27 protein-coding genes are annotated in these 22,611 nt (G+C 35.7%); 25 read left to right on the top strand and 2 right to left on the bottom strand.

The window, feature by feature from the left end; genetic code table 11:
* Positions 1 to 10: 10 nt before the first annotated feature.
* Genes BM305_RS01235 through BM305_RS01195 form a run of 9 tightly spaced genes read left to right on the top strand, consistent with a single transcriptional unit; the run spans position 11 to position 7,965 of the window.
* On the top strand, positions 11 to 823 hold the full coding sequence (locus tag BM305_RS01235; RefSeq protein WP_092558868.1) for a radical SAM protein: 813 nt from the start codon (positions 11 to 13) through the stop codon (positions 821 to 823).
* A gap of 52 nt (positions 824 to 875) precedes the next feature.
* Entirely contained in the window at positions 876 to 1,580 is a 705-nt protein-coding gene (locus tag BM305_RS01230; RefSeq protein WP_092558867.1) for a DUF5714 domain-containing protein, read from the top strand.
* Between the two features lie 31 nt (positions 1,581 to 1,611).
* The gene (locus BM305_RS01225; RefSeq protein WP_092558866.1) at positions 1,612 to 3,396 is read left to right on the top strand and encodes an FAD-binding protein; all 1,785 of its coding nucleotides are present in this window, start codon (positions 1,612 to 1,614) and stop codon (positions 3,394 to 3,396) included.
* Positions 3,397 to 3,438: 42 nt separating this feature from the next.
* Positions 3,439 to 4,614 carry a homocitrate synthase/isopropylmalate synthase family protein gene (locus BM305_RS01220; protein WP_092558865.1) on the top strand — a complete coding sequence of 392 codons (1,176 nt, stop codon included), beginning with the start codon at positions 3,439 to 3,441 and terminating at the stop codon, positions 4,612 to 4,614.
* A complete protein-coding gene (locus BM305_RS01215) occupies positions 4,611 to 4,964 on the top strand; it encodes a cupin domain-containing protein (RefSeq protein WP_092558864.1) in 354 nt (117 codons plus the stop codon). The genes BM305_RS01220 and BM305_RS01215 overlap by 4 nt, the downstream gene beginning before the upstream one ends.
* A 9-nt stretch (positions 4,965 to 4,973) precedes the next feature.
* Complete coding sequence (locus BM305_RS01210) at positions 4,974 to 6,227, top strand: 3-isopropylmalate dehydratase large subunit (protein ID WP_092558863.1); 1,254 nt, start codon at positions 4,974 to 4,976, stop codon at positions 6,225 to 6,227.
* 24 nt (positions 6,228 to 6,251) lie between these two features.
* The gene (locus BM305_RS01205) at positions 6,252 to 6,773 is read left to right on the top strand and encodes a LeuD/DmdB family oxidoreductase small subunit (RefSeq protein ID WP_242940422.1); all 522 of its coding nucleotides are present in this window, start codon (positions 6,252 to 6,254) and stop codon (positions 6,771 to 6,773) included.
* Between the two features lie 14 nt (positions 6,774 to 6,787).
* Positions 6,788 to 7,429 (top strand): hypothetical protein, encoded by a 642-nt coding sequence (locus BM305_RS01200; RefSeq protein WP_092558862.1) that lies wholly within the window; start codon positions 6,788 to 6,790, stop codon positions 7,427 to 7,429.
* Positions 7,430 to 7,458: 29 nt separating this feature from the next.
* The gene (locus tag BM305_RS01195; protein ID WP_092558861.1) at positions 7,459 to 7,965 is read left to right on the top strand and encodes a pyridoxamine 5'-phosphate oxidase family protein; all 507 of its coding nucleotides are present in this window, start codon (positions 7,459 to 7,461) and stop codon (positions 7,963 to 7,965) included.
* 112 nt (positions 7,966 to 8,077) lie between these two features.
* Here the strand turns inward: BM305_RS01195 and BM305_RS01190 are convergent, their stop codons facing one another.
* Both BM305_RS01190 and BM305_RS01185 read right to left on the bottom strand, forming a co-directional pair.
* A complete protein-coding gene (locus BM305_RS01190) occupies positions 8,078 to 9,445 on the bottom strand; it encodes an esterase/lipase family protein (RefSeq protein ID WP_143099110.1) in 1,368 nt (455 codons plus the stop codon).
* Positions 9,446 to 9,455: 10 nt separating this feature from the next.
* On the bottom strand, positions 9,456 to 10,346 hold the full coding sequence (locus BM305_RS01185; RefSeq protein WP_177214489.1) for a LysR family transcriptional regulator: 891 nt from the start codon (positions 10,344 to 10,346) through the stop codon (positions 9,456 to 9,458).
* 143 nt (positions 10,347 to 10,489) lie between these two features.
* Between BM305_RS01185 and BM305_RS01180 the strand changes: the two genes are divergently transcribed.
* The 16 genes from BM305_RS01180 (at position 10,490) to BM305_RS01105 (ending at position 22,608) form a co-directional block, all read left to right on the top strand.
* Positions 10,490 to 11,143 carry an L-threonylcarbamoyladenylate synthase gene (locus BM305_RS01180; RefSeq protein WP_092558859.1) on the top strand — a complete coding sequence of 218 codons (654 nt, stop codon included), beginning with the start codon at positions 10,490 to 10,492 and terminating at the stop codon, positions 11,141 to 11,143.
* A gap of 13 nt (positions 11,144 to 11,156) precedes the next feature.
* Positions 11,157 to 12,341, top strand: coding sequence for an MFS transporter (locus tag BM305_RS01175; RefSeq protein ID WP_092558858.1), 1,185 nt, complete (start codon positions 11,157 to 11,159; stop codon positions 12,339 to 12,341).
* 14 nt (positions 12,342 to 12,355) lie between these two features.
* Positions 12,356 to 13,045: a metal-dependent hydrolase gene (locus BM305_RS01170; RefSeq protein ID WP_207649448.1), complete on the top strand. Its 690-nt coding sequence runs from the start codon at positions 12,356 to 12,358 to the stop codon at positions 13,043 to 13,045.
* Positions 13,046 to 13,067: 22 nt separating this feature from the next.
* The gene (locus BM305_RS01165; RefSeq protein ID WP_177214488.1) at positions 13,068 to 13,331 is read left to right on the top strand and encodes an acyl carrier protein; all 264 of its coding nucleotides are present in this window, start codon (positions 13,068 to 13,070) and stop codon (positions 13,329 to 13,331) included.
* Positions 13,332 to 13,410: 79 nt separating this feature from the next.
* Positions 13,411 to 13,896 carry a LeuD/DmdB family oxidoreductase small subunit gene (locus tag BM305_RS01160; RefSeq protein WP_092558856.1) on the top strand — a complete coding sequence of 162 codons (486 nt, stop codon included), beginning with the start codon at positions 13,411 to 13,413 and terminating at the stop codon, positions 13,894 to 13,896.
* Positions 13,887 to 15,146 (top strand): 3-isopropylmalate dehydratase large subunit, encoded by a 1,260-nt coding sequence (locus tag BM305_RS01155; protein ID WP_092558855.1) that lies wholly within the window; start codon positions 13,887 to 13,889, stop codon positions 15,144 to 15,146. The genes BM305_RS01160 and BM305_RS01155 overlap by 10 nt, the downstream gene beginning before the upstream one ends.
* 14 nt (positions 15,147 to 15,160) lie before the next feature.
* Positions 15,161 to 15,685 carry a LeuD/DmdB family oxidoreductase small subunit gene (locus tag BM305_RS01150; RefSeq protein ID WP_092558854.1) on the top strand — a complete coding sequence of 175 codons (525 nt, stop codon included), beginning with the start codon at positions 15,161 to 15,163 and terminating at the stop codon, positions 15,683 to 15,685.
* Positions 15,645 to 16,895: an aconitase/3-isopropylmalate dehydratase large subunit family protein gene (locus tag BM305_RS01145; RefSeq protein ID WP_330393391.1), complete on the top strand. Its 1,251-nt coding sequence runs from the start codon at positions 15,645 to 15,647 to the stop codon at positions 16,893 to 16,895. Before BM305_RS01150 ends, BM305_RS01145 begins: the two co-directional genes overlap by 41 nt.
* Positions 16,896 to 16,906: 11 nt before the next feature.
* Positions 16,907 to 17,302 carry an acyl-CoA thioesterase gene (locus BM305_RS01140; protein ID WP_092558853.1) on the top strand — a complete coding sequence of 132 codons (396 nt, stop codon included), beginning with the start codon at positions 16,907 to 16,909 and terminating at the stop codon, positions 17,300 to 17,302.
* 15 nt (positions 17,303 to 17,317) lie between these two features.
* A complete protein-coding gene (locus BM305_RS01135) occupies positions 17,318 to 18,439 on the top strand; it encodes a beta-ketoacyl-[acyl-carrier-protein] synthase family protein (RefSeq protein ID WP_092558852.1) in 1,122 nt (373 codons plus the stop codon).
* A complete protein-coding gene (locus BM305_RS01130) occupies positions 18,436 to 19,494 on the top strand; it encodes an NAD-dependent epimerase/dehydratase family protein (protein WP_092558851.1) in 1,059 nt (352 codons plus the stop codon). Before BM305_RS01135 ends, BM305_RS01130 begins: the two co-directional genes overlap by 4 nt.
* A gap of 18 nt (positions 19,495 to 19,512) precedes the next feature.
* Positions 19,513 to 19,908 carry a hotdog family protein gene (locus tag BM305_RS01125; RefSeq protein ID WP_092558850.1) on the top strand — a complete coding sequence of 132 codons (396 nt, stop codon included), beginning with the start codon at positions 19,513 to 19,515 and terminating at the stop codon, positions 19,906 to 19,908.
* Positions 19,898 to 20,641, top strand: coding sequence for an SDR family NAD(P)-dependent oxidoreductase (locus BM305_RS01120; protein ID WP_177214487.1), 744 nt, complete (start codon positions 19,898 to 19,900; stop codon positions 20,639 to 20,641). Before BM305_RS01125 ends, BM305_RS01120 begins: the two co-directional genes overlap by 11 nt.
* A gap of 28 nt (positions 20,642 to 20,669) precedes the next feature.
* A complete protein-coding gene (locus BM305_RS01115) occupies positions 20,670 to 21,458 on the top strand; it encodes an enoyl-ACP reductase FabI (protein ID WP_092558848.1) in 789 nt (262 codons plus the stop codon).
* A complete protein-coding gene (locus BM305_RS01110; protein WP_092558847.1) occupies positions 21,458 to 21,829 on the top strand; it encodes a hypothetical protein in 372 nt (123 codons plus the stop codon). Before BM305_RS01115 ends, BM305_RS01110 begins: the two co-directional genes overlap by 1 nt.
* An 11-nt stretch (positions 21,830 to 21,840) precedes the next feature.
* The gene (locus BM305_RS01105; RefSeq protein ID WP_092558846.1) at positions 21,841 to 22,608 is read left to right on the top strand and encodes a beta-ketoacyl synthase N-terminal-like domain-containing protein; all 768 of its coding nucleotides are present in this window, start codon (positions 21,841 to 21,843) and stop codon (positions 22,606 to 22,608) included.
* Positions 22,609 to 22,611: the final 3 nt, after the last annotated feature.

The raw sequence follows: 22,611 nt of genomic DNA, 5'->3' as shown, positions 1-22,611 counted from the left end.
GGAGAAAAATATGAACGAAATAGTACATCCTTGTTTTGATGATGTGGAGAGTGGATATAGATTTCACTTGCCAATAGCACCTAAGTGCGATACAAAATGTAATTTTTGTAAGAGACAAATCTCAGGTGACCAGGAGAGACCTGGGGTGACAAGTGAAATATTGAAGATTAATGATATTGAACATTATATCAATAGGAATATTAGTCTTTATCCAGATTGTAGAATAATAGGTGTAGCAGGTCCTGGAGACCCAATGTCCAATCCTACAGAATTATTTAGTACATTTAAAATTGTAAATGAAAAATTTCACCAGTTTAAAAAATGTATGTGTACAAATGGATTTTATCTATCGAAATATAAGGATGAGTTTATCGACGCAAAGCTAGATTATGTTACGATAACGCTGAACTCACGAAATGCCGAGACATTAGGAGACATATATGAATTTCTAAAATATGATGGTGAATTGTACCAAGGGGTGGAGATGGGCAGATTAGTAATGCGGCTACAGGATGAGGCTTTACGTATCATTGATGAGATACCAGATTTAAAGTTAAAAATTAACATCGTTGTTATCCCTGGTGTAAACGATAATGAGTTAGAGGATATGATTGATTATATTTCACAATTCAATGTTTATACTGTGAATCTGATACCAGTTCTTCCTGTGAAAGGGACGGCATTTGAAAAGGTTCCTAGTTTGAGCAAGGAAGAAATACAATCCCTAAAGAATGAATTAAGGGGAAAGTATAACTCAATGAAGTTTAAAAAGCATTGTAGTAGATGCCGCGCAGATGCATGTGGGAAGATATGTTCTAAGTGACATTGAAAGATACCGAAAATGCAATACAAAAGAATGATATGGAGGATTTGTTATGAGTTTTGGAAAATGTTCTGTATGTGAATCAGACGTCTTATATAATCCTGAAATGAAGATGGGGAAATGTAGTATATGTGGAAAAGAGGAAATGACATATATTCTATGTGAAGAAGGACACTATGTTTGTGCAGATTGCTGTGCAAAAGAAGTTATGGATAATATTCGTCAATATGCACCAAAGGTTACATACAAAAATCCTGTTGATGTTGGGGAATATATGTTGGCCAAGTGTGGTCTTTCAGGACACACTCCACATACGATTGCAGCAGTTTCTTTTCTGATCGCAGTAAAAAATACGACAGGACACTTGACGGATGAAGATATCGAAGAAGGAATTGAAAGAGCATATAAGATTCCAGCGGGATGGTGCGGTTATTATGGTGCATGTGGAGCGGGAATAGGACTGGGTGTTGCATTTAGTATTATCCTGAAAGCAACTCCAAACAGTGATAAGGAGAGAAGTATTGCAAATATGGCCACAGCAGATTCGTTAAAGAGAATTGCAAAACTTGGTGGACCTTGGTGCTGTGTAGCTTCTGTAAGAGCAGCAATGATAGAATCTCTTCATTTATCAGAGAAATATTTTAATCTAAAATTTCCGCCAAGAACATTGTCTACAAAGAAATGCTGGGCTTCTAATTTACAACATAATTGTAAACATGAGAAATGTGTTTATTTCACACAGATAAGTGAAGCTTAAACTTTTGCGGTTGAAATTGACAGGAGGGGTTATGATAGACATTGTTGTATTGACAAAACTCGTGCCAAAAAATGTTTGCACAAGAATTACAGAGGATAATACAATAGACAGATCTTCAAAAGGAGTTATTAATCCCAATGATTTATTTGCTATTGAATCAGCTTTACGATTAAAAGAAAAAAATGAATGTAGAATAACTGTTTTATCAATGGGCGCCCAAAATTCTACTGCAATGCTTAAAAAGGTATTGGCCCTAGGCGTTGATGAAGCAGTTTTAGTAAGTGATACAGTTTTTAGAGGTTCGGATACTTATGCAACTGCCGCCATATTAAAGAGAGCAATTGAATACTTAAATGGATTTGATGTGATTATATGTGGTAATCAGACCGCAGATGGATCAACTGCCCAGGTTCCAGCAGAACTGGCGGCACTTATGAATATTGATTATGCAACAAACGCATATAGTTGTCAGGTTTCAGATGGGTACTTGAGCTGTGACTGCTACATGAAATCCTTTATTAAAAATGAAAAATTGACTTTGCCTTGTGTGGTATCTATTGCTAAAGATGCTAATGTACCAAGACTGGCATCTCCAGAAGGGATTCTAGCAAGCCGCAGCAAAGAAATCAGAGTAATTACAAATGAGGACTTAGCAATTAACCAGGAGCTATGTGGTTTAAAGGGCTCCTTAACAAAAGTAGAAAAATGCGTTCCGATGGCTAATAGCATTAAACGAAAAGAAGAAAACATTTCTCTCCAACAGTATAGTGGCATTTTACAGACCCTGGAACAGGACAGTACAAAAATAACTAATAAGGACAGTAATGTGCTGGCTGAAACGATACTTATGGAGCCAAACAATCGTAAAACAGTTATGGTATTGTGTGAATTTGTTGAGGACAATATTTGTGAGGAGAGCATTGAAGTGTTAAATCAGGCTTGTGAACTGGCGCAGAAATTAGCAACGAATCTTTCGGTTATTACTATAAATAAATATAGCAAGACAAAGAAGGACTGGTTTTCAGCGTACGGAGTTACAAGAGCCTATCCATTAAATGTTGATAATATGCAAGCAGCCTCTTATCGAAGCCTGGCAGAGGCAGTTCTAATGGCCGCAGCCAAGGAAGAACCACAGATACTGCTAATGGCAGGTACTGTTCTTGGTCGAGGAGTTGCTCCCTATGTTGCTGCTAAATTGAAATCAGGTTTGACTGCTGATTGTATCGAACTTGATATTCAAGTGGATACGGGGTATCTTATTCAAACCAGGCCAGCTTTTGGTGGTCAGCTATGTGCTGTGATTCTCGCAAAGGACTCTAGTGTACAAATGGCGACTACGAAGCCTAATACATATGGTAAACAGTATGTAGTGAAAGGAATTAATACTGGTATTGTGGAGGACTATCAAGACCTGGTAATCCAACAATGTGAAGCTGAGAAAATCGAGAAAGAACAAATCAGATTCAATCAAAAGGTTATTATTGGTGTAGGTAAAGGAATTGGCAGCAAAGAAAAGTGTGAGATGGTAAAAGAATACTGTAAGAGCAAAGGCTATGGTTTCTGTATCACACGAGAAGTTGTAGATAGTGGATGGGGGAACTATCAATATCAGGTTGGTTTGACTGGTAAGATTATTGCACCTGATATCTATATTGCTTTGGGAATCTCAGGTGCTAGTGAGCATAAAGTTGGTATTCAGCGAAGCAAAACCATTATAGCTGTCAATATAAAAGAAAAAGAAGCAATGATGAGGGAAGCAGATTACTACATAGTAGAGGACGTAAATCGATTTTTAGAGCAATTTATAGCGGTATAATTTCATTTTTTAGGAAGCATATAAAAGAGGTGATTAAAAGGTATGAATTACGAAGCATATGATAATATGAATTTAAACTCTCATGAGCAATTAAGGTTTTTTGTTTGTGATACAACACTTAGAGATGGAGAGCAGGTGAATGGTGTAAACTATTCGCCAGAGCAGAAGTTAGAGATAGCAATGCTTCTGGATAAAATGGGTGTTGAATCAATAGATGCAGGATTTGCTGCAACATCCAAAAGGGAACGCGATGCGATTAGACTTATTAGTGAAGCCAAATTAAACATGAGAATCATGAGTATGTGCAGGGTTGTGAAAGAAGACGTTGATTATGCAATCTCATGCGGTGTTGATGGAGTGATTTTATTTATACCAAGTTCCGATACTCATATAAAAGCAAAGTTCGGACCAGATATCATAAAGGAAAGAGAAAAGATAGTAGAAAAAGCTTTGAATTCTATTAAGTATGCAAAAGAGAAAGGGCTGTTTGTAGAATTTGGCTTGGAAGATTCCTCTCGAACAAATGTTGACATTGTGTTAGAGATTCTCGCTAAAGCGGAAGAAGCAGGTGCAGATTTATTGGGAACGACAGATACCGTTGGCTGGATGACACCTGAGAGAACATATGCATTCATAAAAAAACTAGTAGATAATTTGAATAGACCTGTCGGGATACATTGTCATAATGATCTAGGGCTTGCAACTGCGAATACAATAGCTGGATTACTTGCAGGAGCAGGATATTGTTCCCCTACTGTAAATGGAATTGGCGAACGTGCAGGTAACGCATCCCTGGAAGAAGTCATTATGACACTAAAAGTATTGTATGGACAAAATTTAAAGTACGATACAAAAGTAATTAGTGAATTGAGCAGTACAGTAGAGCGTTATTCAGGAGTCAATATGGATATTTTGAAACCTGTTATAGGAAGAAATGCATATACCCATGAATCAGGAATCCACATTCATGGTATGTTGAAAGATACGAATACCTATGAGATATTTGACCCAGAAATGGTTGGAAAATCAAGAGAGTATATTATTGGAAAACATGCAGGAAAGAATACGATACAGCATTTCCTTGCAAAACACGGATATGAAGTAACCCTGGAAGAGGCTGGCGAGTTTTGGAATACGCTAAAGGATAGGGATTGTAATGACGAATCTTTTACGGAAAATGATGTAATCAAATTCTATAAGGAGTATAGGGAAAAATGATTATTGATAATTGGGTAAAAAGCTATAATGAAATACTAGGAGATAAGTGTGATATGAAGCTGGTCTCCTCGGAAAATATTACAGTATGTAATTTCCATATCAAGGAAAGTGTTGAACTGACAAGACATGAACATGAGCATGAACAAATTACAATTGTACTTGAGGGAACCATGGAGATTAAGTATGGGGAAGTAATAAGGGTGTTAGAAAAGGGCGATGTATGCGTAATCCCTGGCGGTGTTCCTCATGAAGCCAATATTTTAAAAACACCATTTAAATCACTTGATATATTTAATCCAGCCAGGAAAGATTTTATTGAGAATATTAGCAAATACAGTAAAGCTGAGTAGGTAATCAGAATGGGACAAACATTAATTGAGAAAATGATATCATTAAAATTGGGAAGAGATATTTACAAAGGTCAATCAGTATTTGTACCCGTTGATATCATAATGGGAACCGATGGTACCACACCATTGGCTCTAAAAGTTTTAGAAGAATATAATATTAATAAAATAAAAAATCCAGAAAAAATCATTTTTGTTCACGACCACTTTGCTCCTCCTAAGGATATTAGCACTGCCAATCTCTCACGAATGCTGGATCAGTTTGCAAAGAAATTTCATATTACCAGCTATAAAGAGGATAGAGGCGGAATTTGCCATGTATTACTTCCAGAACTTGGAATTATGAAACCTTATGATATTGTAGTGGGAGCTGACTCCCATACTTGTACATATGGAGGTCTTGGTATCTTTTCTATGGGAATCGGTTCCACCGATATGGCATGCGCTATGGCTACCAGCAAACTATGGATTAAGGTACCTGAGACAATAAGAATCAAAGTATCTGGAAACTTAAAAAGTGGTGTTGAAGCCAAAGACTTAATCTTATCTATCATTGGGATGCTTGGTACAGATGGGGCCAACTATAGAGCCATTGAATTTTGCGGAAGTACCATTGAAAAATTGACGATAGCAGAGCGAATGACAATTTGTAATATGGTAATTGAATGTGGTGCAAAAGCAGGGATTATTAACATAGATAAGGTTACAGAACAGTATTATTATGAAAAAGGAATACAAGATTGTCAGAGGATAGAAGCAGATAGTGACGCCAATTATCTGGAAACATACGAGGTAGAAGCTGAGCAATTAAAACCTCAGATTGGCTGTCCATATAGCCCTGCCAATGTAAGAAATGCAGAAGAACTGATTGGTACGAAGATTAATCAAGTAGTAATCGGGTCTTGTACCAATGGAAGAATAGAAGATTTTAGAATAGCCTATCAGTATATGAAAGGAAAGCAGGTACATAAGAATGTCAAATTGATATTGGTACCGGGTTCTCATAATGTCCTAATGCAAATGGAAGAAGAGGGAATGCTGAAGGATTTTATAAAGAGTAATGCAATTATTTCGCCACCTTCTTGTGGTCCATGTATGGGAGGACATATGGGGGTTTTGGCGGATGACCAGGTTGGTTTGTATACCACCAATCGAAACTTTTATGGAAGAAATGGGTCTCCGTCATCAAAGGTATATCTAAGCAATGTAAGTATTGCTGCGCTTTCTGCTATAGAGGGTGAAATCCAAGTACCTGAAGTAAATTAGTATTCAGAAACATGAGAGGAAAAAATGAGTAAAACGGATCAGATAAGTCAAATGAACATAGATGGGTGTGCACACATTTTTGGAGATCATATTGATACGGATATTATCATACCAACACAGTTTTGCACAACTACTGATAAAACAGAACTGGCAAAGCATTGTATGAATGATGTGAGAGAGAATTTTTATGACAGTGTACAGGATGGAGATGTAATAATTGCAGGAGATAATTTTGGCTGCGGTTCCTCAAGAGAAGCAGCACCGATAGCAATATTGGGCTGTGGAATTCAATGTGTAATAGCAAAATCATTTTCGAGATTATTCTATAGGAATGCAGTTAATCTTGGCTTACTCGTTATTGAAGATAAAGAATTATATAAGAGGGCTAATGAAGGTGATAGAATAGCAGTAGATTTGGATACCAATAGAATTTTTGTCAATGGAGTACACGTTTCCTGTATCCAAGATGATGAGTGCGGTATTGTTGCCGAGATTGTCAAGGAAAAAGGGTTGATGAATTACTTATTACATAACAATATGATATAAGGAAAGGATATGTAATGGAAAGTACAAAATACAATAATGAGATATGTAAAAAATGTGTGGAAAAAAAAGATAGAATGGCTGCATACATGAATGGTAGAAAATGCAAAATTGTAACTATGGGACCCCAAGGAACTACAAGCAGTGAAGCTGCAAGATACTTTCAGAATTACGCTATCAATGAACTAGGTGCTGATAGCATGAAGATATCCTTATATGATACATTTGAAATTGCGTTAAAAGAATTGAAAGGCGGCGGCGCTGATTTTATTATTTTACCCAATGCGTATGGTAAGATGACAAATTTCTATTGGGATAATATATTAGAGTTAATGTTTACTTTTATCATTCAGACACCAGAGTATGGTATTGCAGCATTGGATATGGACGCAGTTAGGGGAAAACAGAAGATATCAATAGCAACTTGTAAGGCGGTTGAACACTTAGTAAGTGACATGTGGAAAGAACTTAACATGCAAGAACAGGACTATACAATTGTGGAGGCTTACTCTACAACGAAATCTTTGGTGCTTCTAGAAGAGGGAAAGGTTGACTTAGCATTAACCAATAATTCAAGTCTGGAGAATAGCAATGCTTTCTTTGTTACCAAAACTATGCATACTGAAGTATTATGGTCAGTATTTATGGTCAAAAAATAAAAATACATCAATGAAGAGGAGAGAAGTTTATGAAGGATTGTAATATTGTTAAGGAGATAATAACAAGAAACAGCTTTATGACATTAGCAACAAGTGATAGCGAGGGAAATGTATGGGCAGCACCTATGACATTTGCGTTTGATGAGGATTTTAATATCTATTTCCATTCGGCTCTAGATAGTAATCACATTCAAAACATTGTTGAAAATCCTGAAGTAAGTTATGCTATCTATGATTCAGTACAAATGCTAGCTGAGATGGATGGAGTTCAGGCTAAGGGCATCGTAGGACAGATTGCTGACGATGAAATTGAGAAAGTACATAGCTTATTCTTCAAACGTCATATGCCAGTGGAAGAGATAAGACAAAAATTTGCTCCACCGGCAGCTTTATATAACTCTGCTCAATTTCCACAGATTCGTTTCTTTAAATTAATTACAACAGAGATTCATAAAAAGAATATTGAGCTTTTAGGTGTTGCGAGAAGAACAACAATTGACTTAGAAGAACTTAAAAAGGTTTTCAAGGAAGCTTAATAGTCAAATATTGAACTATATGTGCAAGAAAAAAGCAGTCACTTTGAAGCGGTTACACAATAAAAGGCTCTAGTTAAAAGAACTGTAACCGCGTCAAAGGTTCTTTCCAACGTTAATATCCCATCTCCTTTAGTTCTTTCACCAGCCCCACATAGAATTCACGCACATCAAAATCATTTATATTTTCTCGGTTCAAATCAATTACATCCCCATGAGAAATGCCACGATTCCCTTTCGACGACAAAAACTGTACCTTAGTGCCCCAAGGAAAGGAATCCTCACCCACCAGACCATCATTGGCCCCATCAAAATAATTTACCAGATGATACGAAAAATTAAGAGGAAATCTTCCACTTAATGCATGACTTAACTTAGAACCAATACTTTGATAATACACCCCTTCAACGTCCTTAATCAGTTCGTTCCGTTTCTTACATGCGTCTGCTGTTAAATCAAAAACCGCTTTCAGAAAATCGGGATTGGTATCACCAACCTTTCTTAGTGCTGAATTATATGCATTTGCAATCATTTGCTGTTTTTTCTCAGAAATTTTACCTAATAAATAGTCAGCAAATTCACAGCCACGATGTGGAGTATTGATTGTTGTAAGAGATGCTGTATATTTTGCGGCACCTAACATAGAGATTGCATACCTGCTGTCTAATCCACCTTTGGAATGTGCAATAATATTCACTTTTTCACATCCTGTTTTTTCCACAATCTCCTGAATTCGCTGGGCTAGTTCTTTCCCACAGTCTTCAACAGAAGCCGCAGACTGCTGGTTTCCATAATAAACAGCTGCACCATTATTCTCTAATTCCTTCGGAATTCTGCCCCAATAATTAAAATACCGAAAGTCTCTGAAAAATACACCATGCACCAAAAGGAGAGGATATTTTGTTTTACAGATTTGTTGTTCTTTGCGTTCTAGGTTACATAATATTTTTTTGTTTTCAAATTGAACCTCCTTGGATGCCGTATGTATTATAATTCCAAGAGCGGCTAAATGGGCAATTGGTATCCAGCCACATACAATGCCAAGGATTCGATACCGCAGTCCAAGCTGCTTAGAAGTTGCATATACTCGGATAATTCCATTCCAAAAGATAATTGCCTCAAAACCAATAGAAAAGAGAAGATTAAACATCCATAGTTTAGTATCAGAAAGAAAATTACCAGCTTCTCTATATAACCCAAACCAGCCAGCAATAGAATAAATTGCTGTAAAAGCAGTAGAAACTAAAAAGAGTATTAATAAGCGGCATCCATTTCCGCACGTCTTCAGTCTTTTACTTTTCAAACTTGCATTTTTGACAGAAGGAACAATATTTAAAAATAAGTAATAGAGAATTAGACAAGGTAATACAGCTTTGCTCAAAATGTGTGGCCGTAGCGCAGGATAGTTTGCAAGGACAGTAATAATAATTGTGTTCACCGCAAACAGTATGTAATCCAATATGTGGGTTCTAGTTTTATTCATTTGGCACCTCTCAAGTTTTCAGACTATAATATTTTATGAATTTTTGTATGGCTTTTGTTTTTACCTTCCCATTCTTCATGGCAATTCCAATCTGCCTTTTGGGAATAGGCGGAAGAAAAGACACTTCCATCAATTCATCCGTCTTAAGTTCATTGGCAACAATTTCTTTAAATACAATGCCAGCTCCCATTTCCTGCCGAACCAGGTCTACAATAAAATCCATGCTGCTGGTAGTAATTTCAGGCTCCATTTCAATATTTAATTTTTTTAAATATTGTTCATTATATTCCCTTGTTATATTTCCTTTTTGCAAAGAAATTAACGTAATCTTTTTGCAAAAATCAGTTTGATTCTTTATTTTATTTTTCTTTATGTAATTAGGAGTAGCAACGATTACTTCCTGTATTGTATTTAAGGGATAAAATTCAATTCCGGTTAAATCAAAGGGCTTACTAACAATTCCAATATCTACATCGCCCTGTGCTAATAAATCAAGGGTGTTGTAAGAACTGCTGCAATCAATAAAATTAATAATTAAATTATTATGTTTCAAAAACTCTTTCAAATAGGGGAGAATAAAAAGTTTGTACAAGGTTGAGCTTATTCCTAAAGTTAAGGTGTTCTGCTCCTTGGAATAAACATCTTTTATGGCCTGTTCACCAGCAAAAAGATTTTCCATTGCTTCTGAGACATATTCATATAATATTTCTCCTGTATCTGTAAGATGCACACCTTTATTGGTTCGGTAAAATAAAGAAATACCCAGCATACTTTCCAGCTTTTGAATAGAACGAGATACAGCAGGCTGCCCAATAAAAAGTAATTCGGATGCTTTGGAAATGTTCCCTTGTGTAGCGACATAATAAAATATCTTATATAATTCTAAGCTAATATCGTTCATTGACATTCCTCCAGTGCATGATTGTATTCCAAATATGCATTTTTATTATAACAATGTTTGGGATATAATGCAATTACATTCAATTTATAGAAGACGAGAGCAAGAAAGAAGCTTGTAGCAGAGTTTAGAAGGGAGTAGTTAATATGTTAGAATTAAATAATATTCTGGATGCATCACAGAAGAGTTTAGAAATTGCAGCCACATGTGTAAAATCAGGAGGAGTTATTATTGCACCAAGTGATACCAACGTGGCATTAACCATAAATCCATGGATAGAAGAATCAATAGATAGAATTTTTAAAATAAAAGGAAGGCCAGCAACTTCACCATTAACGTTGTTTGTATTAGAACCCGATGAATGGAAAGAATATGCGGAATCAGAAGATGCAGAAACCGTTGATTTGTTAACCAAAGCTTTTTGGCCAGGACCACTTAATATTATTTTGAAAAAGAAGGAAACAGTCTCAAATCGAATGGTGTGTGGTGGTGATACAGTATCGATTGGCTGCTTAAGCAATACACTGTGGAGAAATTTTATGAAAACATTAGAAATGCCAGTTGCTATGACTTCTGCAAATTTATCTGGTCAGGCCGATGGAATTCTTGTAGATTTTGATTTGGCTTGTGAACAGGTGGGAGATAAGGTGGATTATTTGTTACCTGGTGAAGACATTAACACAACAGCTTCCAGTACCATTATATCTTTAGTAGGAGAACCCGTTATTTTACGATTAGGCGATATTACAAAAGAGGAAATTGAAGCTGTCATAAAAAAGGAAGTCAGATTAAAGGCATAACAGGGGGAGTATCATGAAAAAAAATATATCAGGTTTCTATTTGTACCGGTTCTTTTCACGTTTCTATTTTCATGTACCGATGATATTTGTGTTTTTTTATCAGTTTCAGCTTTCGATTATTACCATTGAATTATTAATTGCATTGTATGGAATCATTCTTATGATTGCACCTAAGTTGATTCTAGGATTAAAAAATAAATATATGCAGAAAGCAATTATTATAAGTGGCGAATTGATAAAGGCATTGGGGTTAGGCTGCTTTATTTTGGCAGTATACTGGCCGTCTGGACAATTTCCATTATTAATTGCAGGCCAGATATTATCAGGACTTGGATATAGTTTTACTGCTGGTACAGATTCCAGTTTATTAAGAAAAGTATTTGCCAGATATGAAGACACCTCCTATGACTATAAACAAGTGGAAGCAAAGTCCAACAGCATTATGTATGTGGCATTTTTAACTGCTGGGGTATTGGGGAGCGTCGTTTTTCAAATTAGTAAAGTATTCATGTTTTCTTTGTCTATTTTATCCAATGTGCTTTCTATTCTATCCATTATGCTAATGGAAGAAAAAAAGGAAGAGACAGCAGAGAAAACTTCCAGTTCATCAAATGAGAACGAAATAGAAGTAGATAAAAAAGAAAAACAGGAAGTGAATTTCTGGAAGAATTACTATGCAAGTTCAAGAGCAGTTACGTTAGCAAGTTTTACAGGATTTCTGCCATATTATTTTTTCCTTGTAGTAGATGTGAATTTGTGGTATTTTAGTGCAATATTAAGTTTATTCAATTTATTTGGCTTTATATCATCAAGAGGGGTATTAAAACTTAGTGAAAAAATTGGATATAAGATGCTTACAATAGGCACCTCCATTATTTTGCTAGTCGCACTTATTATTTTTGGGTTCTCCAACAATCTCATTATCAGTATCCTGAGCATTAGTCTGTTAGGCTTGGCGTCAGGAGGAGTACGTCCGATTACATTGTCTAATATAAATAAATCAGACATTAGTCAAAAATCTCGTATTAAAATGCTGTCATCAATGGAACAGCTTTATGGATTATATAATGCTAGTTTATTAATAGCAGGGGGTATTGTGTTACAAATATTTAACTTTCATTATTTAATGATAATTATTATAGCGTTATACGCTGTATTGATTATAGGTAGCTCATTAATACAGAAAATACATAAATGAAAGGAAGAATGTATATGACGAAAATTAAGTATTTAGGACATTCCTGTATTTTGCTGGAATCTGAAGATGGAAGTGTGATTATTGATCCATTCCTAAGTGGAAATCCCCAGACAAAAGTAGTGCCAGAGGACATTAAAGTAGATGCTGTACTGGTGACACATGGTCATATGGATCATGTAGGAGACAGCATTGAAATAGTGAAAAACAATAATTGTGCTCTTATTGTGATTGATGAACTAGGTAAAGCGTTTCAAAGTGTAGATGATTCATTAAACATTGTGCCTCTCAGCATAGGTGGAGAGCGCAGCTTTAGTTGGGGAAAGGTAAAAATGACGGTAGCTTTTCATGGGACAGATGTTGAATTTGTAACTCCAATGAAATCGGCTCCTCCTACAGGCTTTATTATTGAGATGGGAGGAAAAACCTTGTACCATTGTGGCGACACAGGGGTTTTTAATGATATGAGTTTAATCGGAGAATTAAATGATATCGATGTAACAGCCTTACCAATAGGTGGTAACTTTACAATGGATATAAAAGACTCAGTTGTAGCTGCAAAGATGATAAAGTCAAAAAAATATATGCCAATACACTTTAATACGTTTGATATTATTTCTCAAAATGTGGATGACTGGGTTGATGAGATGAAGAAAAACAATTTAGATACGGTTGTATTAGAAAATGAAGAGTCATATACAATTTAATGAACTGAATGGAGGAATTGCTATGGAATTAAAATTCACAGAAGAAAGTATGAGCAAAGAATTACGAGAGTTTTTAATTGATGAACTTTTAATTGATATGGAGCCAGATGAAATATCAGCAGATGCAAGTCTGGGCAACGAAATAGGAGTAGATTCCCTAGGATTTACTGAGTTAATGGCACATATTGAAGATACATATAAAATTAAGATTTCAGATGAAGAATTTACACCAGAAAATTTTAGAACAATCAATAATATAATTAAGCTGATTCAGAATAAATTGTAATGTTTTTTTGATGCATACATAATCAAGTGTGATTTGTATGCATTAAATTTAAATTTGTTCTTCACTTGGGAGGTAAACATTGAAAGATCATATAATAAAAGTAGGAAATGATATTGATACAGATCAGATTATTGCATCACAGTATCTTTTGTTAAACATTGAGGAAATGGCAAAGCATACCTTTGAAACATTAATTGAAAACTTTCCTGAAACTAAAAATGGTTCCATTATTGTGGCAGGTGAAAATTTCGGCTGTGGTTCATCAAGAGAACAGGCACCCCGTGTTTTAAAGCAATTGGGCATTCAACTAGTTGTTGCATCGTCATTTGCCAGAATTTTTTTTAGAAATGCAATTAATGTAGGGTTGCCAGTAGTCGTTTGCAAAGGTATTTATAAAAATATCCAGGATAATGATTTTCTAGAAGCAGACATAGAGGACGGTATACTTACAGTAAACAATCAAGAGTATAAATGTACAAAGCTGCCAGATCACATGGCTAATATATTAAAAGCAGGTGGTTTGATTGAATTTCTAAATCAGGGAGGAGCAGGAACATGGGAATGACACTTGGTGAAAAAATATTGTGCAGAGCTTCCAATAATCAAAAGGTTACTGCGGGACAAATTGTTACTGCAAATGTTGATTTGTGCATGAGCAATGACGGAACATCTCATATTACAATTAATATGTTTGAAAATCAGATTAAACATAAGGTAATTCATAATCCTGATAATACTATTTTTATTGCCGATCATTTCATGCCTTCCGATAGTGTGGAAACGGCCAATATACATAAAATAATGCGTGATTTCACAAATAAATATCAGATTAAATTCCATGAGGGAGATGGTGTCTGTCATCAGATTATGATAGAAAGCTATGTACAGCCAGGCACTTTAGTGGCAGGAGCAGATTCGCATACCTGCTCGTATGGAGCTTTGGGAGCTTTTGGAATTGGCGTAGGTTCAACTGACTTTCTGTATGCAATGGTAACTGGAACTACCTGGCTTATGGTTCCAGAATCAATCAAAATTAAACTAAAAGGTAATTTGAAAAAAGGTGTTTTTGCAAGAGACTTAATGCTTAGTATCATTGGAGAGATAGGAGCAAACGGAGCCAATTATAAAATCATGGAGTTTTCAGGAGAAGCGGTTGACAATTTTTCTATGAATGACAGAATTGTTCTTTGCAATCTTGCAATTGAAGCAGGAGCGAAAACCGGACTGATGGAACCAAATCAAGTAGTAGAAGATTACTTGAAAAACAACCGGACAGATTACAGAGAAGGTGTCTATTTAAAAGCAGATGAGGATGGGGTTTATTGTAAGGAGCTTTCCTACAATTTAGATGAAATTGTTCCTGTGATTGCAAGACCTCATTGTATTGATGATGTTGTTCCTGTATCAGAGTGTGAAGGAATAAAATTTCATCAAGGATTTATTGGTTCCTGTAGTAATGGAAGGATAGAAGAACTAAGGGTTGCCGCATCCATTTTAAAGGGTAAGAAAGTAGCAAAGGACGTCAGGTTAATCATTACACCAGCATCCAATAAAGTATATTTGCAGGCACTGAAGGAAGGACTTATTAATATTTTATCTGAAGCGGGTGCCATGATTATGAATCCAAATTGCAGCGTCTGCTGGGGAAGCTGTCAGGGAGTAATAGGAGAAAATGAAGTATTATTGTCCACTGGTACACGTAATTTTAAAGGTCGTTGTGGTCCAGCATCTTCTAAAGTATATTTATCATCTGCTGCTACGGTAGCTGCCTCGGCAATAAGAGGAGAAATTTGTGATCCAAGAGAGGTTTTATAGAGGGGGTACTAACGATGTTTGAATGTAACGGTTCCATTTGGAAATTAGGAGATGATATTGATACAGATATCATTATCCCAACGCAATATCTTGCGATGAAATCGGTATACGACATGAAAGATTTTGCATTTTCAGCATTGCGTAAAGATTTAGCAGGTCTTATTTCACCAGGAGATGTGATTGTAGCAGGAAAAAATTTTGGCTGTGGATCATCCAGAGAGCAGGCTCCAGAGGTGATACTGGCATTAGGTGTAAAGTGTATTATTGCAAAGTCATTTGCAAGAATATTTTATAGAAATTCATTTAACAATGGACTGCTATTAATTGAAAACTCCAAGATACAGGATAACTGTAACGAAAGAGATCACATTATAGTGGATCAGGCGCAGGGGATTTTATGTAACGAAAAGATATATGATTTTCCTGTTTTACCAGAAAATCTTTTAAAAATAATTGAAGATGGCGGACTGGTAAAGAGAATGCAAAAAATTAATAGGAATGGAGCGGATAGTAGTGACTCTTGCAGAACAAATTATTAAATGGAAAACAAATAAAACCAACGTATTACCGTCAGAGATTCTTATGGTAAAGCCAGATAAAATTATGATCCATGACATATTTATTCCTTTTGTAGTAGAAAAGTTTTACGAGATGGGATTTGAGAAAGTATTTGATCCAGACAGAATTGTAATTATTTTTGATCATTTAGTTCCAGCAGCAAAAGCAGAAGATATCAGACATTTTAAAATCGCTCACGAATTTATAGAAAAGCAAGGCATTAAAAATGTCCATGAGTCAGACGGGATTTGTCACCAGCTGATGCATGAACAGGGTTATGTAAAACCAGGGGATATTGTATTTGGAACAGATTCACATACTGTTACATATGGAGCCCTTGGAGTGTTTTCCAGTGGCCTGGGATATACGGATATTGCTTCTATTATAGGAACGGGAGAAACATGGATTAAGGTTCCAGAAACAATTCGTATCAAAATAGATGGCAGCTTACCAAAAGGTGTTTATGCAAAAGATGTGATCTTAAAAATCATTGGTGACATAGGTGCAGATGGTGCCTCCTATAAAGCAATTGAGTTTGTAGGAAGTACGGTGGAAGCCATGAGCATTTCCTCCCGGTTAACTATGTCAAATATGGTGGTAGAAGCAGGTGCTAAAGTTGGATTGTTCTATCCAGACGAAAAAACATGTCGGTATGCAGATGTTTCCAATGATATTCTTACTAAATTTCAATTAGAGGATAGTGCATCCACAATAAAAGTATTAGAGTATAAAGCAGAAGAGTTTGTTCCAGTAGCAGCCATACCATCCAATGTTGACAATGTAAAAGCAATTAAGGAGCTGGATGAAATAAAAGTGGATCAAGTTTTTATTGGCTCTTGTACAAATGGGCGATTAGAAGATTTGGAAGTGGCAGCAAGTATTTTACAAGGGAAACGAATTAGTAAAAATGTAAAATTAGTAGTGACTCCTGCCAGCCGTGAAGTTTATGAAATGGCAGCAACAAATGGATATTTGGAAACGTTTGTGAAAGCAGGGGCCATCATCACTCATCCAGGCTGTGGTTTATGCTGTGGACGAGGCGGCGGTATCGTTGGTGACAATGAGGTACTGGTTGCAACGAATAATCGTAATTTCTTAGGAAGAATGGGTAGTGAATCGTCAAAAACATATTTAGTATCTCCCGCAGTTGCGGCATTGTCTGCAATCAAGGGATTTTTAACTTATGAGTAGGAGGGTGATCTATGATATATGAACTAGAACATAAAGTATTGCCAGAGGAAGTGGATGCATTTCAGGTAGTTAATTTTTCAAACTATCTGAGATGGTGCAGCATGACATTTATTCATTATTTGGAATCAGTGGGTCTGGATGTAAGGTTTAATAACGGAGATACTGAATTCCGGGTAGCCAGATTAAATGTGAATTATGTTGCTTCGGCTAGATTAAATGATGTAGCAAAAATATCTATTTGCTCTTTTAAAAAAATGAGAAATAAATTAGAGATACACTTAGTCATAGCAATGGAAGGTAAAGTTCTGACAAGGGCAAAAATGGCCATTGCATTTGTGCAGTCATGCAACAGCCAGCTTACCTTTATTCCAGAAGAACTGGCAAAGGTATTAGAAAAAGCAAGCTAAAGAAGGAGAACAGATATGAATATTAGTATTAGTGGTATGGGAGTAATTACCTGCCTGGGAAATACTACTGAGCAAATCTGGGACGCTCTTTCTCATAATAAATCTGGAATACAGGAAGTAGATTTATATGATGTTTCAGAAGCTCGTAGTAAAATGGCAGGACAAATAAAAGAACCTTATTCAAAAGATGGATATAATCGAATGAAAGAATTTTCTAAAATCGCTATTTATAATGCCATTCAAGATGCAGGTTTAACAAAAAAAGAAATCAATGAGAACAAGTCAATCCTTGTGATTGGAACAAGCCTGGGGCATATGTTTCAAAATGATTCGAAAGCAGTGATGCTAGATGATTATGTACCAGAGGTATTAAAAGAACTGGACTTAAAAATTCCCTATATATCCGTATCTACTGCCTGTTCATCAGGGACGGATGCAATTAGTATGGGAGCCGATTTTCTTGAATTCAATGAATTTGAAATTGTTATTTGCGGTGGAGTGGATGTTCTGGATATTTATAAAACAATGGGACATTCGTCCTTACAAACATTAGCCCCTTCACAATGCATTCCTTTTTCCCACATGGAGCATGGAACAACACTAGGTGAGGGTGCAGCATTTATTGTATTACAGGATAAAAAGCATATGACACATGATAAATACGGAATACAATTAATTGGCCGAAGTAATACAACAGATACCATTTCGGTTACAAATCCTGATATTAATGGTACAGGTGCAATCAGGCTGATTCAGCAGACTTGTGGAGAAACAGGAATAGAAAGTATTGGGTATATTAATGCCCATGGCTCAGGAACAGATACCAATGACAAAATGGAAAGTAATGTATACAAACAAGCGTTTTGCAATACAAAACCTTGTATTTCATCAACAAAGGGTGCCTTTGGGCATACTCTGGGTGCAACAGGAGCGATAGAAGCAGTTGTTGTGATTCTTTCTCTTTTATATAAGGAGGCACCACCCAATGTTGGATGTGAAATTCCTTCAAAAGAATGGGACGGAGAAAATCTTGTCCTGAATCAATCTAAAAAATATACTGGTAATGGAATTAGTGTAACATATGGGTTCGGCGGAACCAATGCGGCCTTATTGTTTCAAGGAGATAAGTGCCTATGAAGAAAATACTAATGACAGGAATAAGTGGTTTTTTGGGTAATGCGTTAGCAAGTTTATTTATTCTAAATAATATAAAAATCTCAGCTCTAATCAAAGAAGATATAGATTCTGAAAGAATAATCAAAAATATTTCCCTTGGAATGTACAAAGATGTATTAATGGAAAATAAAATAAGAGACAGCATTGATTTTATAAAATATGAAAATTTTTATGATTTCGATCAGTTAAGCAGACTCTTAGATGGACAAGAATTCGATGAAGTCTGGCATTTGGCAGCTCATATGAGTTATGATCCGGCTGAACTTGTAGAAAGTGTTACAGTAAATAGTGTTGGAAGCACAACATTAATGAAAGCAGTTAAGGAGTGCAAAAGATTCTATTTTATTTCTACAACAGGAGTGGCGGGTATCGGAAGTAAAAACACAGAGCCTCTAAAAGTTCCAGAAGCGCTGTTATCTTATTTTGAACCTACCAATCCCTATACCGTATCAAAGGTACTGGCAGAATATATGCTGTTTGAACAATCAGTTAAAATGAACATGCCAGTTACGATTATCAGACCAGGAAGTATTATTGGTTCAAGTAAGACAGGCTGGGTTAACAGTACAAAGTATGGGTATTACTCGTATTTATATATGCTGAAAAAATTTAAAAATAAAAACATAGATTTTTATCTTAATATTAATGAACATAGGAAATTTCCTGTGATTCATATTAATCACCTTGTTGAACTGTGCATTCATTTACAAAACAGAAAACATGCAGAAGACAGAGAAATTTTTCATGCCATTAATCAAAATTTAATGACTGCAAAAGAGCATTTTGAAATTTTTCAAGAAAAATGCGGCTATCCGCTGAAAATTAAGTATGGTATGGGTGAACTGGGCTTTAATAGAACATTTAATAAGATGAATCAGGACAATAATCATTTTCTAGGTGTCAATTGTATATATGAAAATAATAAACTGGCAGAAGCAATAGGAGCTGGCAGTCTGCCTCCTGCATTAACAGAGGAAAGTATCGCCACAGTGATGTCAAATTATTTAAGCAGGTAGTCAGAAGGGAGGGGTAGCATGAAATACAGAAATTATCCGATTGATAAAGAATTAGAATATATTCCCAATGATAAACTGGTTGCACTGAAATATATATCTTGTCAAGAACCAATTTTTAATGAACATTTTCCGGATTTTAATATATATCCAGGTTCCATGGTTATTGCCTCTGTATTTGAAACGTTTCGTCAGTTTATTAAGTATTCACAAGAAAAGGTAATACAGAATAATTCCATTTCCTTAAAAAATATACGGTTTAAAAAAATGTGCCTTCCAGGTGAAATATTGAAAATAACAGTGGAAGCCAAAGATATTTCAAAATGGGTATATAGTTTTACAGCACATGGCTATTTCGATGATGAAATATTGTGCACAGGAGGAATACAGTATAAGGAGAAAAGGAATGGAAGATAAAAACAAATTAGCAATTGTAACAGGTGGAAGCAGGGGAATTGGAAAAGCCATAGTTGAAAAATTGATTGCAGAACAGTATTTTGTTGAATTTACCTATGTCAGTTCAAAGGATGAAGCAGCTAATTTGGAAATGACTTATCCAGGAAAATGTAAAGCTGCATTGGTGGATGGGAAAGATAGCGATCAGGTGGACTTATTTGTAAAGTCAGTGGTTGAAAAACACAACGGAAGGATTGACTTATTAGTAAATAATTCAGGAATCACCCAAGACGTATTAATCAAAGACAGTACCTATAACGATTATAGAAATACCTTTGATAATAATGTAGGGGCTACGTTTAATTTTTCTAAAACCGTGCTTCCAGTTATGATGAAAAACAGATATGGAAATATTATTAATATTTCCTCTTTGGCAACAAATAACATTCGCTATGGCAATGCATTTTATGGTACTTCCAAAGCGGCAATTGAGCGTTTTAGCAAATCACTGGCATTAGAAGCCATTCGATTTAATGTTGCTGTTAATGTGATAGCACCTGGCTTTGTAGAAACAGATTTAATTAAAAGAATGACAGAAGATATGAAAACCAGAAAAGAGCTGATTAGTCAGATTCCAAGAAGAAAATTCACACAGCCAGAGGAAGTTGCTGATTTGGTTAAATTTCTAGCTGATAGAAAACCGTTACTGATCGGGGCCATCATACCTTTAGGGGGCGGAGGACAGTTGATTTAATTGGTGTTTATTGTAAAGGAGCGTACATATGAAATTATTAGAAGGAAAATGTGGGGTAATAACCGGTGTTGTCAATCATCGTTCCATTGCCTGGGAAATTGCAAAGGTTTTCAGTGAAAACGGGGCACAAATCATTTTAACCTATGGAAATGAGGATAGATGGATTTTTAAACTGGCATCCAAAATTAATGCGGTAAAAGTATTAAAATGTGATGTTACAAATTCAGAAGAAATGAAAGAAACTTGTGAAAAAGTCCAAAGTGAATTTGGGACAATTGATTTTTTTGTTCATTCCATTGCCTATGCAAGCGGAAATGATTTAAAGGCAGGAGTCATCAATACATCTAAAGCTGGATTCTTAAAATCAATGGAAATCAGTGTGTTTTCATTAATTGAATTTTGCCATAACTTCTATCCATTTTTCAACAACAATGCCTCTGTTATTTCGTTATCCTATTTAGGGGCAGAAAGAGTATGTGCAGGTTATAACTTAATGGGAATTGCTAAATCTGCCTTAGAGAGTGCAAATAAATATTTAGCAAATGATTTAGGGGAAAAGCAGATTCGATCCAATGTAATATCAGCAGGGCCTGTTCGTACTTTAGCTGGAATAGGGCTGCCTAATTTTGCAGAAATGATAGAAAAAAGAGCGGCTTTATGCCCAATCAAGCAAAATATTACTCAGCAGGATGTTGCTAAAACAGCACTATTTCTTGCAAGTAATCTGTCCGAAAGAATAACTGGTGAAGTACTGCACGTAGATAGTGGATATAGCGTTATGGGCACATGGAGTGAAAAAAGCAGTGAGGTAAAATAATGTATTTAGAAATGTGTAATAATCTGGAGTATGTGAAGGACTATTTTATAGCAGCCTTTGAACCACAAAAAAGTAATGTAGAAATAGATAGCGAAGAAGTACCAATTTTCCTTATGCTGGAGGGTTTTGCACAAATAGCATGCAGGGCAAGCAGCAGCAATTTGTTTGATCAGCAGCCCTGTTTCCCTGCTGCCATAAAAAAGTTTGAGTATTTGACAACTGACATCATAAAAATGGATGACAGTAATTTGAAGCTGAGTGCTTCTGTAAAAAGATGCGGTGAGTACGGTGTCTCAACTTGTTACTTACTAGATAAAAATAATGCAGAACTAGCATTAGCAGAGGTATGGGTTACAGTAAGAAAAAAGTAAAGAGGTGGACTATGCATAAATTTAATTTACTACCTGTATGTGTATATACGTTAGAAGGGGAAGAATTTATTTCCGTACAAAAAGATAAAATGGATGTTAATAAAAGAATGCTCCAGCCAAAAGTTTTGAGAGGTCTGGCACCAAAAATAGATTGGGCATCTGCATTAGTAGTGCTGGCGTCTGAATTGTTTGGTACTACGCTGGCAGACTTAGACCACCGGTATATAGGTGTTTGTATTGGTACGGTATATGGAAATCATTTAATGGCAAAATCATATTCAGATAAAATTAGAAGAGGAGCTGTCTCCCCAACGTCATATAGTGTTTCGGGTTATAATATGTGCGCCAGTCTTACGGCTTTAGCCTATCAATTTCAAGGTCCAAGTATTGTAATTCCTGGTTGCAACACCAGCTTTGGTGATTTATTGCTGATAGGTTCTAATTATCTTCATCGAGGAGATGCAGAAGCAATGATTGTAGGAAAAGTTGATATTGATGAGAGTGGTACATGGGGCATGTCAAGCTTAACCTGCATAATAAAAAATGAAACAGCTGATGCTCCTTATCAATTAGTACTAGGTTCTGATGTTACAGCAGCAGATGTTACAGAGGAAAATGCTGATATCATTGAGAAAGTAAGTAAGCATTCCCAGTATATGGCGGATACCGTAATTCCGTTTTTGTTTACCAATGAGCAGGGAGAACAGTTACACCAGAATAAAATCTGTGATTGTCCATCCATGAATAATTTAGGAAAGACAATCATACAAAGGAAGTAGAAG

This window comes from Anaeromicropila populeti (assembly GCF_900112775.1).
GTDB lineage: Bacteria > Bacillota > Clostridia > Lachnospirales > Lachnospiraceae > Anaeromicropila_A > Anaeromicropila_A populeti.
This window is presented reverse-complemented; position numbering and strand designations above follow the sequence as displayed.

What these genes read in the sequence shown, in the direction of transcription:
- BM305_RS01180 (WP_092558859.1), top strand. Translation starts at nt 10,490, where the DNA reads ATGTTAGAATTAAATAATATTCTGGATGCATCACAGAAGAGTTTAGAA.
- BM305_RS01195 (WP_092558861.1), top strand. Translation starts at nt 7,459, where the DNA reads ATGAAGGATTGTAATATTGTTAAGGAGATAATAACAAGAAACAGCTTT.
- BM305_RS01170 (WP_207649448.1), top strand. Translation starts at nt 12,356, where the DNA reads ATGACGAAAATTAAGTATTTAGGACATTCCTGTATTTTGCTGGAATCT.
- BM305_RS01175 (WP_092558858.1), top strand. Translation starts at nt 11,157, where the DNA reads ATGAAAAAAAATATATCAGGTTTCTATTTGTACCGGTTCTTTTCACGT.
- BM305_RS01220 (WP_092558865.1), top strand. Translation starts at nt 3,439, where the DNA reads ATGAATTACGAAGCATATGATAATATGAATTTAAACTCTCATGAGCAA.
- BM305_RS01210 (WP_092558863.1), top strand. Translation starts at nt 4,974, where the DNA reads ATGGGACAAACATTAATTGAGAAAATGATATCATTAAAATTGGGAAGA.
- BM305_RS01165 (WP_177214488.1), top strand. Translation starts at nt 13,068, where the DNA reads ATGGAATTAAAATTCACAGAAGAAAGTATGAGCAAAGAATTACGAGAG.
- BM305_RS01155 (WP_092558855.1), top strand. Translation starts at nt 13,887, where the DNA reads ATGGGAATGACACTTGGTGAAAAAATATTGTGCAGAGCTTCCAATAAT.
- BM305_RS01145 (WP_330393391.1), top strand. Translation starts at nt 15,645, where the DNA reads ATGGAGCGGATAGTAGTGACTCTTGCAGAACAAATTATTAAATGGAAA.
- BM305_RS01215 (WP_092558864.1), top strand. Translation starts at nt 4,611, where the DNA reads ATGATTATTGATAATTGGGTAAAAAGCTATAATGAAATACTAGGAGAT.
- BM305_RS01225 (WP_092558866.1), top strand. Translation starts at nt 1,612, where the DNA reads ATGATAGACATTGTTGTATTGACAAAACTCGTGCCAAAAAATGTTTGC.
- BM305_RS01130 (WP_092558851.1), top strand. Translation starts at nt 18,436, where the DNA reads ATGAAGAAAATACTAATGACAGGAATAAGTGGTTTTTTGGGTAATGCG.
- BM305_RS01230 (WP_092558867.1), top strand. Translation starts at nt 876, where the DNA reads ATGAGTTTTGGAAAATGTTCTGTATGTGAATCAGACGTCTTATATAAT.
- BM305_RS01190 (WP_143099110.1), bottom strand. Translation starts at nt 9,445, where the DNA reads ATGAATAAAACTAGAACCCACATATTGGATTACATACTGTTTGCGGTG.
- BM305_RS01135 (WP_092558852.1), top strand. Translation starts at nt 17,318, where the DNA reads ATGAATATTAGTATTAGTGGTATGGGAGTAATTACCTGCCTGGGAAAT.
- BM305_RS01200 (WP_092558862.1), top strand. Translation starts at nt 6,788, where the DNA reads ATGGAAAGTACAAAATACAATAATGAGATATGTAAAAAATGTGTGGAA.
- BM305_RS01120 (WP_177214487.1), top strand. Translation starts at nt 19,898, where the DNA reads ATGGAAGATAAAAACAAATTAGCAATTGTAACAGGTGGAAGCAGGGGA.
- BM305_RS01110 (WP_092558847.1), top strand. Translation starts at nt 21,458, where the DNA reads ATGTATTTAGAAATGTGTAATAATCTGGAGTATGTGAAGGACTATTTT.
- BM305_RS01125 (WP_092558850.1), top strand. Translation starts at nt 19,513, where the DNA reads ATGAAATACAGAAATTATCCGATTGATAAAGAATTAGAATATATTCCC.
- BM305_RS01205 (WP_242940422.1), top strand. Translation starts at nt 6,252, where the DNA reads ATGAGTAAAACGGATCAGATAAGTCAAATGAACATAGATGGGTGTGCA.
- BM305_RS01105 (WP_092558846.1), top strand. Translation starts at nt 21,841, where the DNA reads ATGCATAAATTTAATTTACTACCTGTATGTGTATATACGTTAGAAGGG.
- BM305_RS01185 (WP_177214489.1), bottom strand. Translation starts at nt 10,346, where the DNA reads ATGAACGATATTAGCTTAGAATTATATAAGATATTTTATTATGTCGCT.
- BM305_RS01115 (WP_092558848.1), top strand. Translation starts at nt 20,670, where the DNA reads ATGAAATTATTAGAAGGAAAATGTGGGGTAATAACCGGTGTTGTCAAT.
- BM305_RS01140 (WP_092558853.1), top strand. Translation starts at nt 16,907, where the DNA reads ATGATATATGAACTAGAACATAAAGTATTGCCAGAGGAAGTGGATGCA.
- BM305_RS01235 (WP_092558868.1), top strand. Translation starts at nt 11, where the DNA reads ATGAACGAAATAGTACATCCTTGTTTTGATGATGTGGAGAGTGGATAT.
- BM305_RS01150 (WP_092558854.1), top strand. Translation starts at nt 15,161, where the DNA reads ATGTTTGAATGTAACGGTTCCATTTGGAAATTAGGAGATGATATTGAT.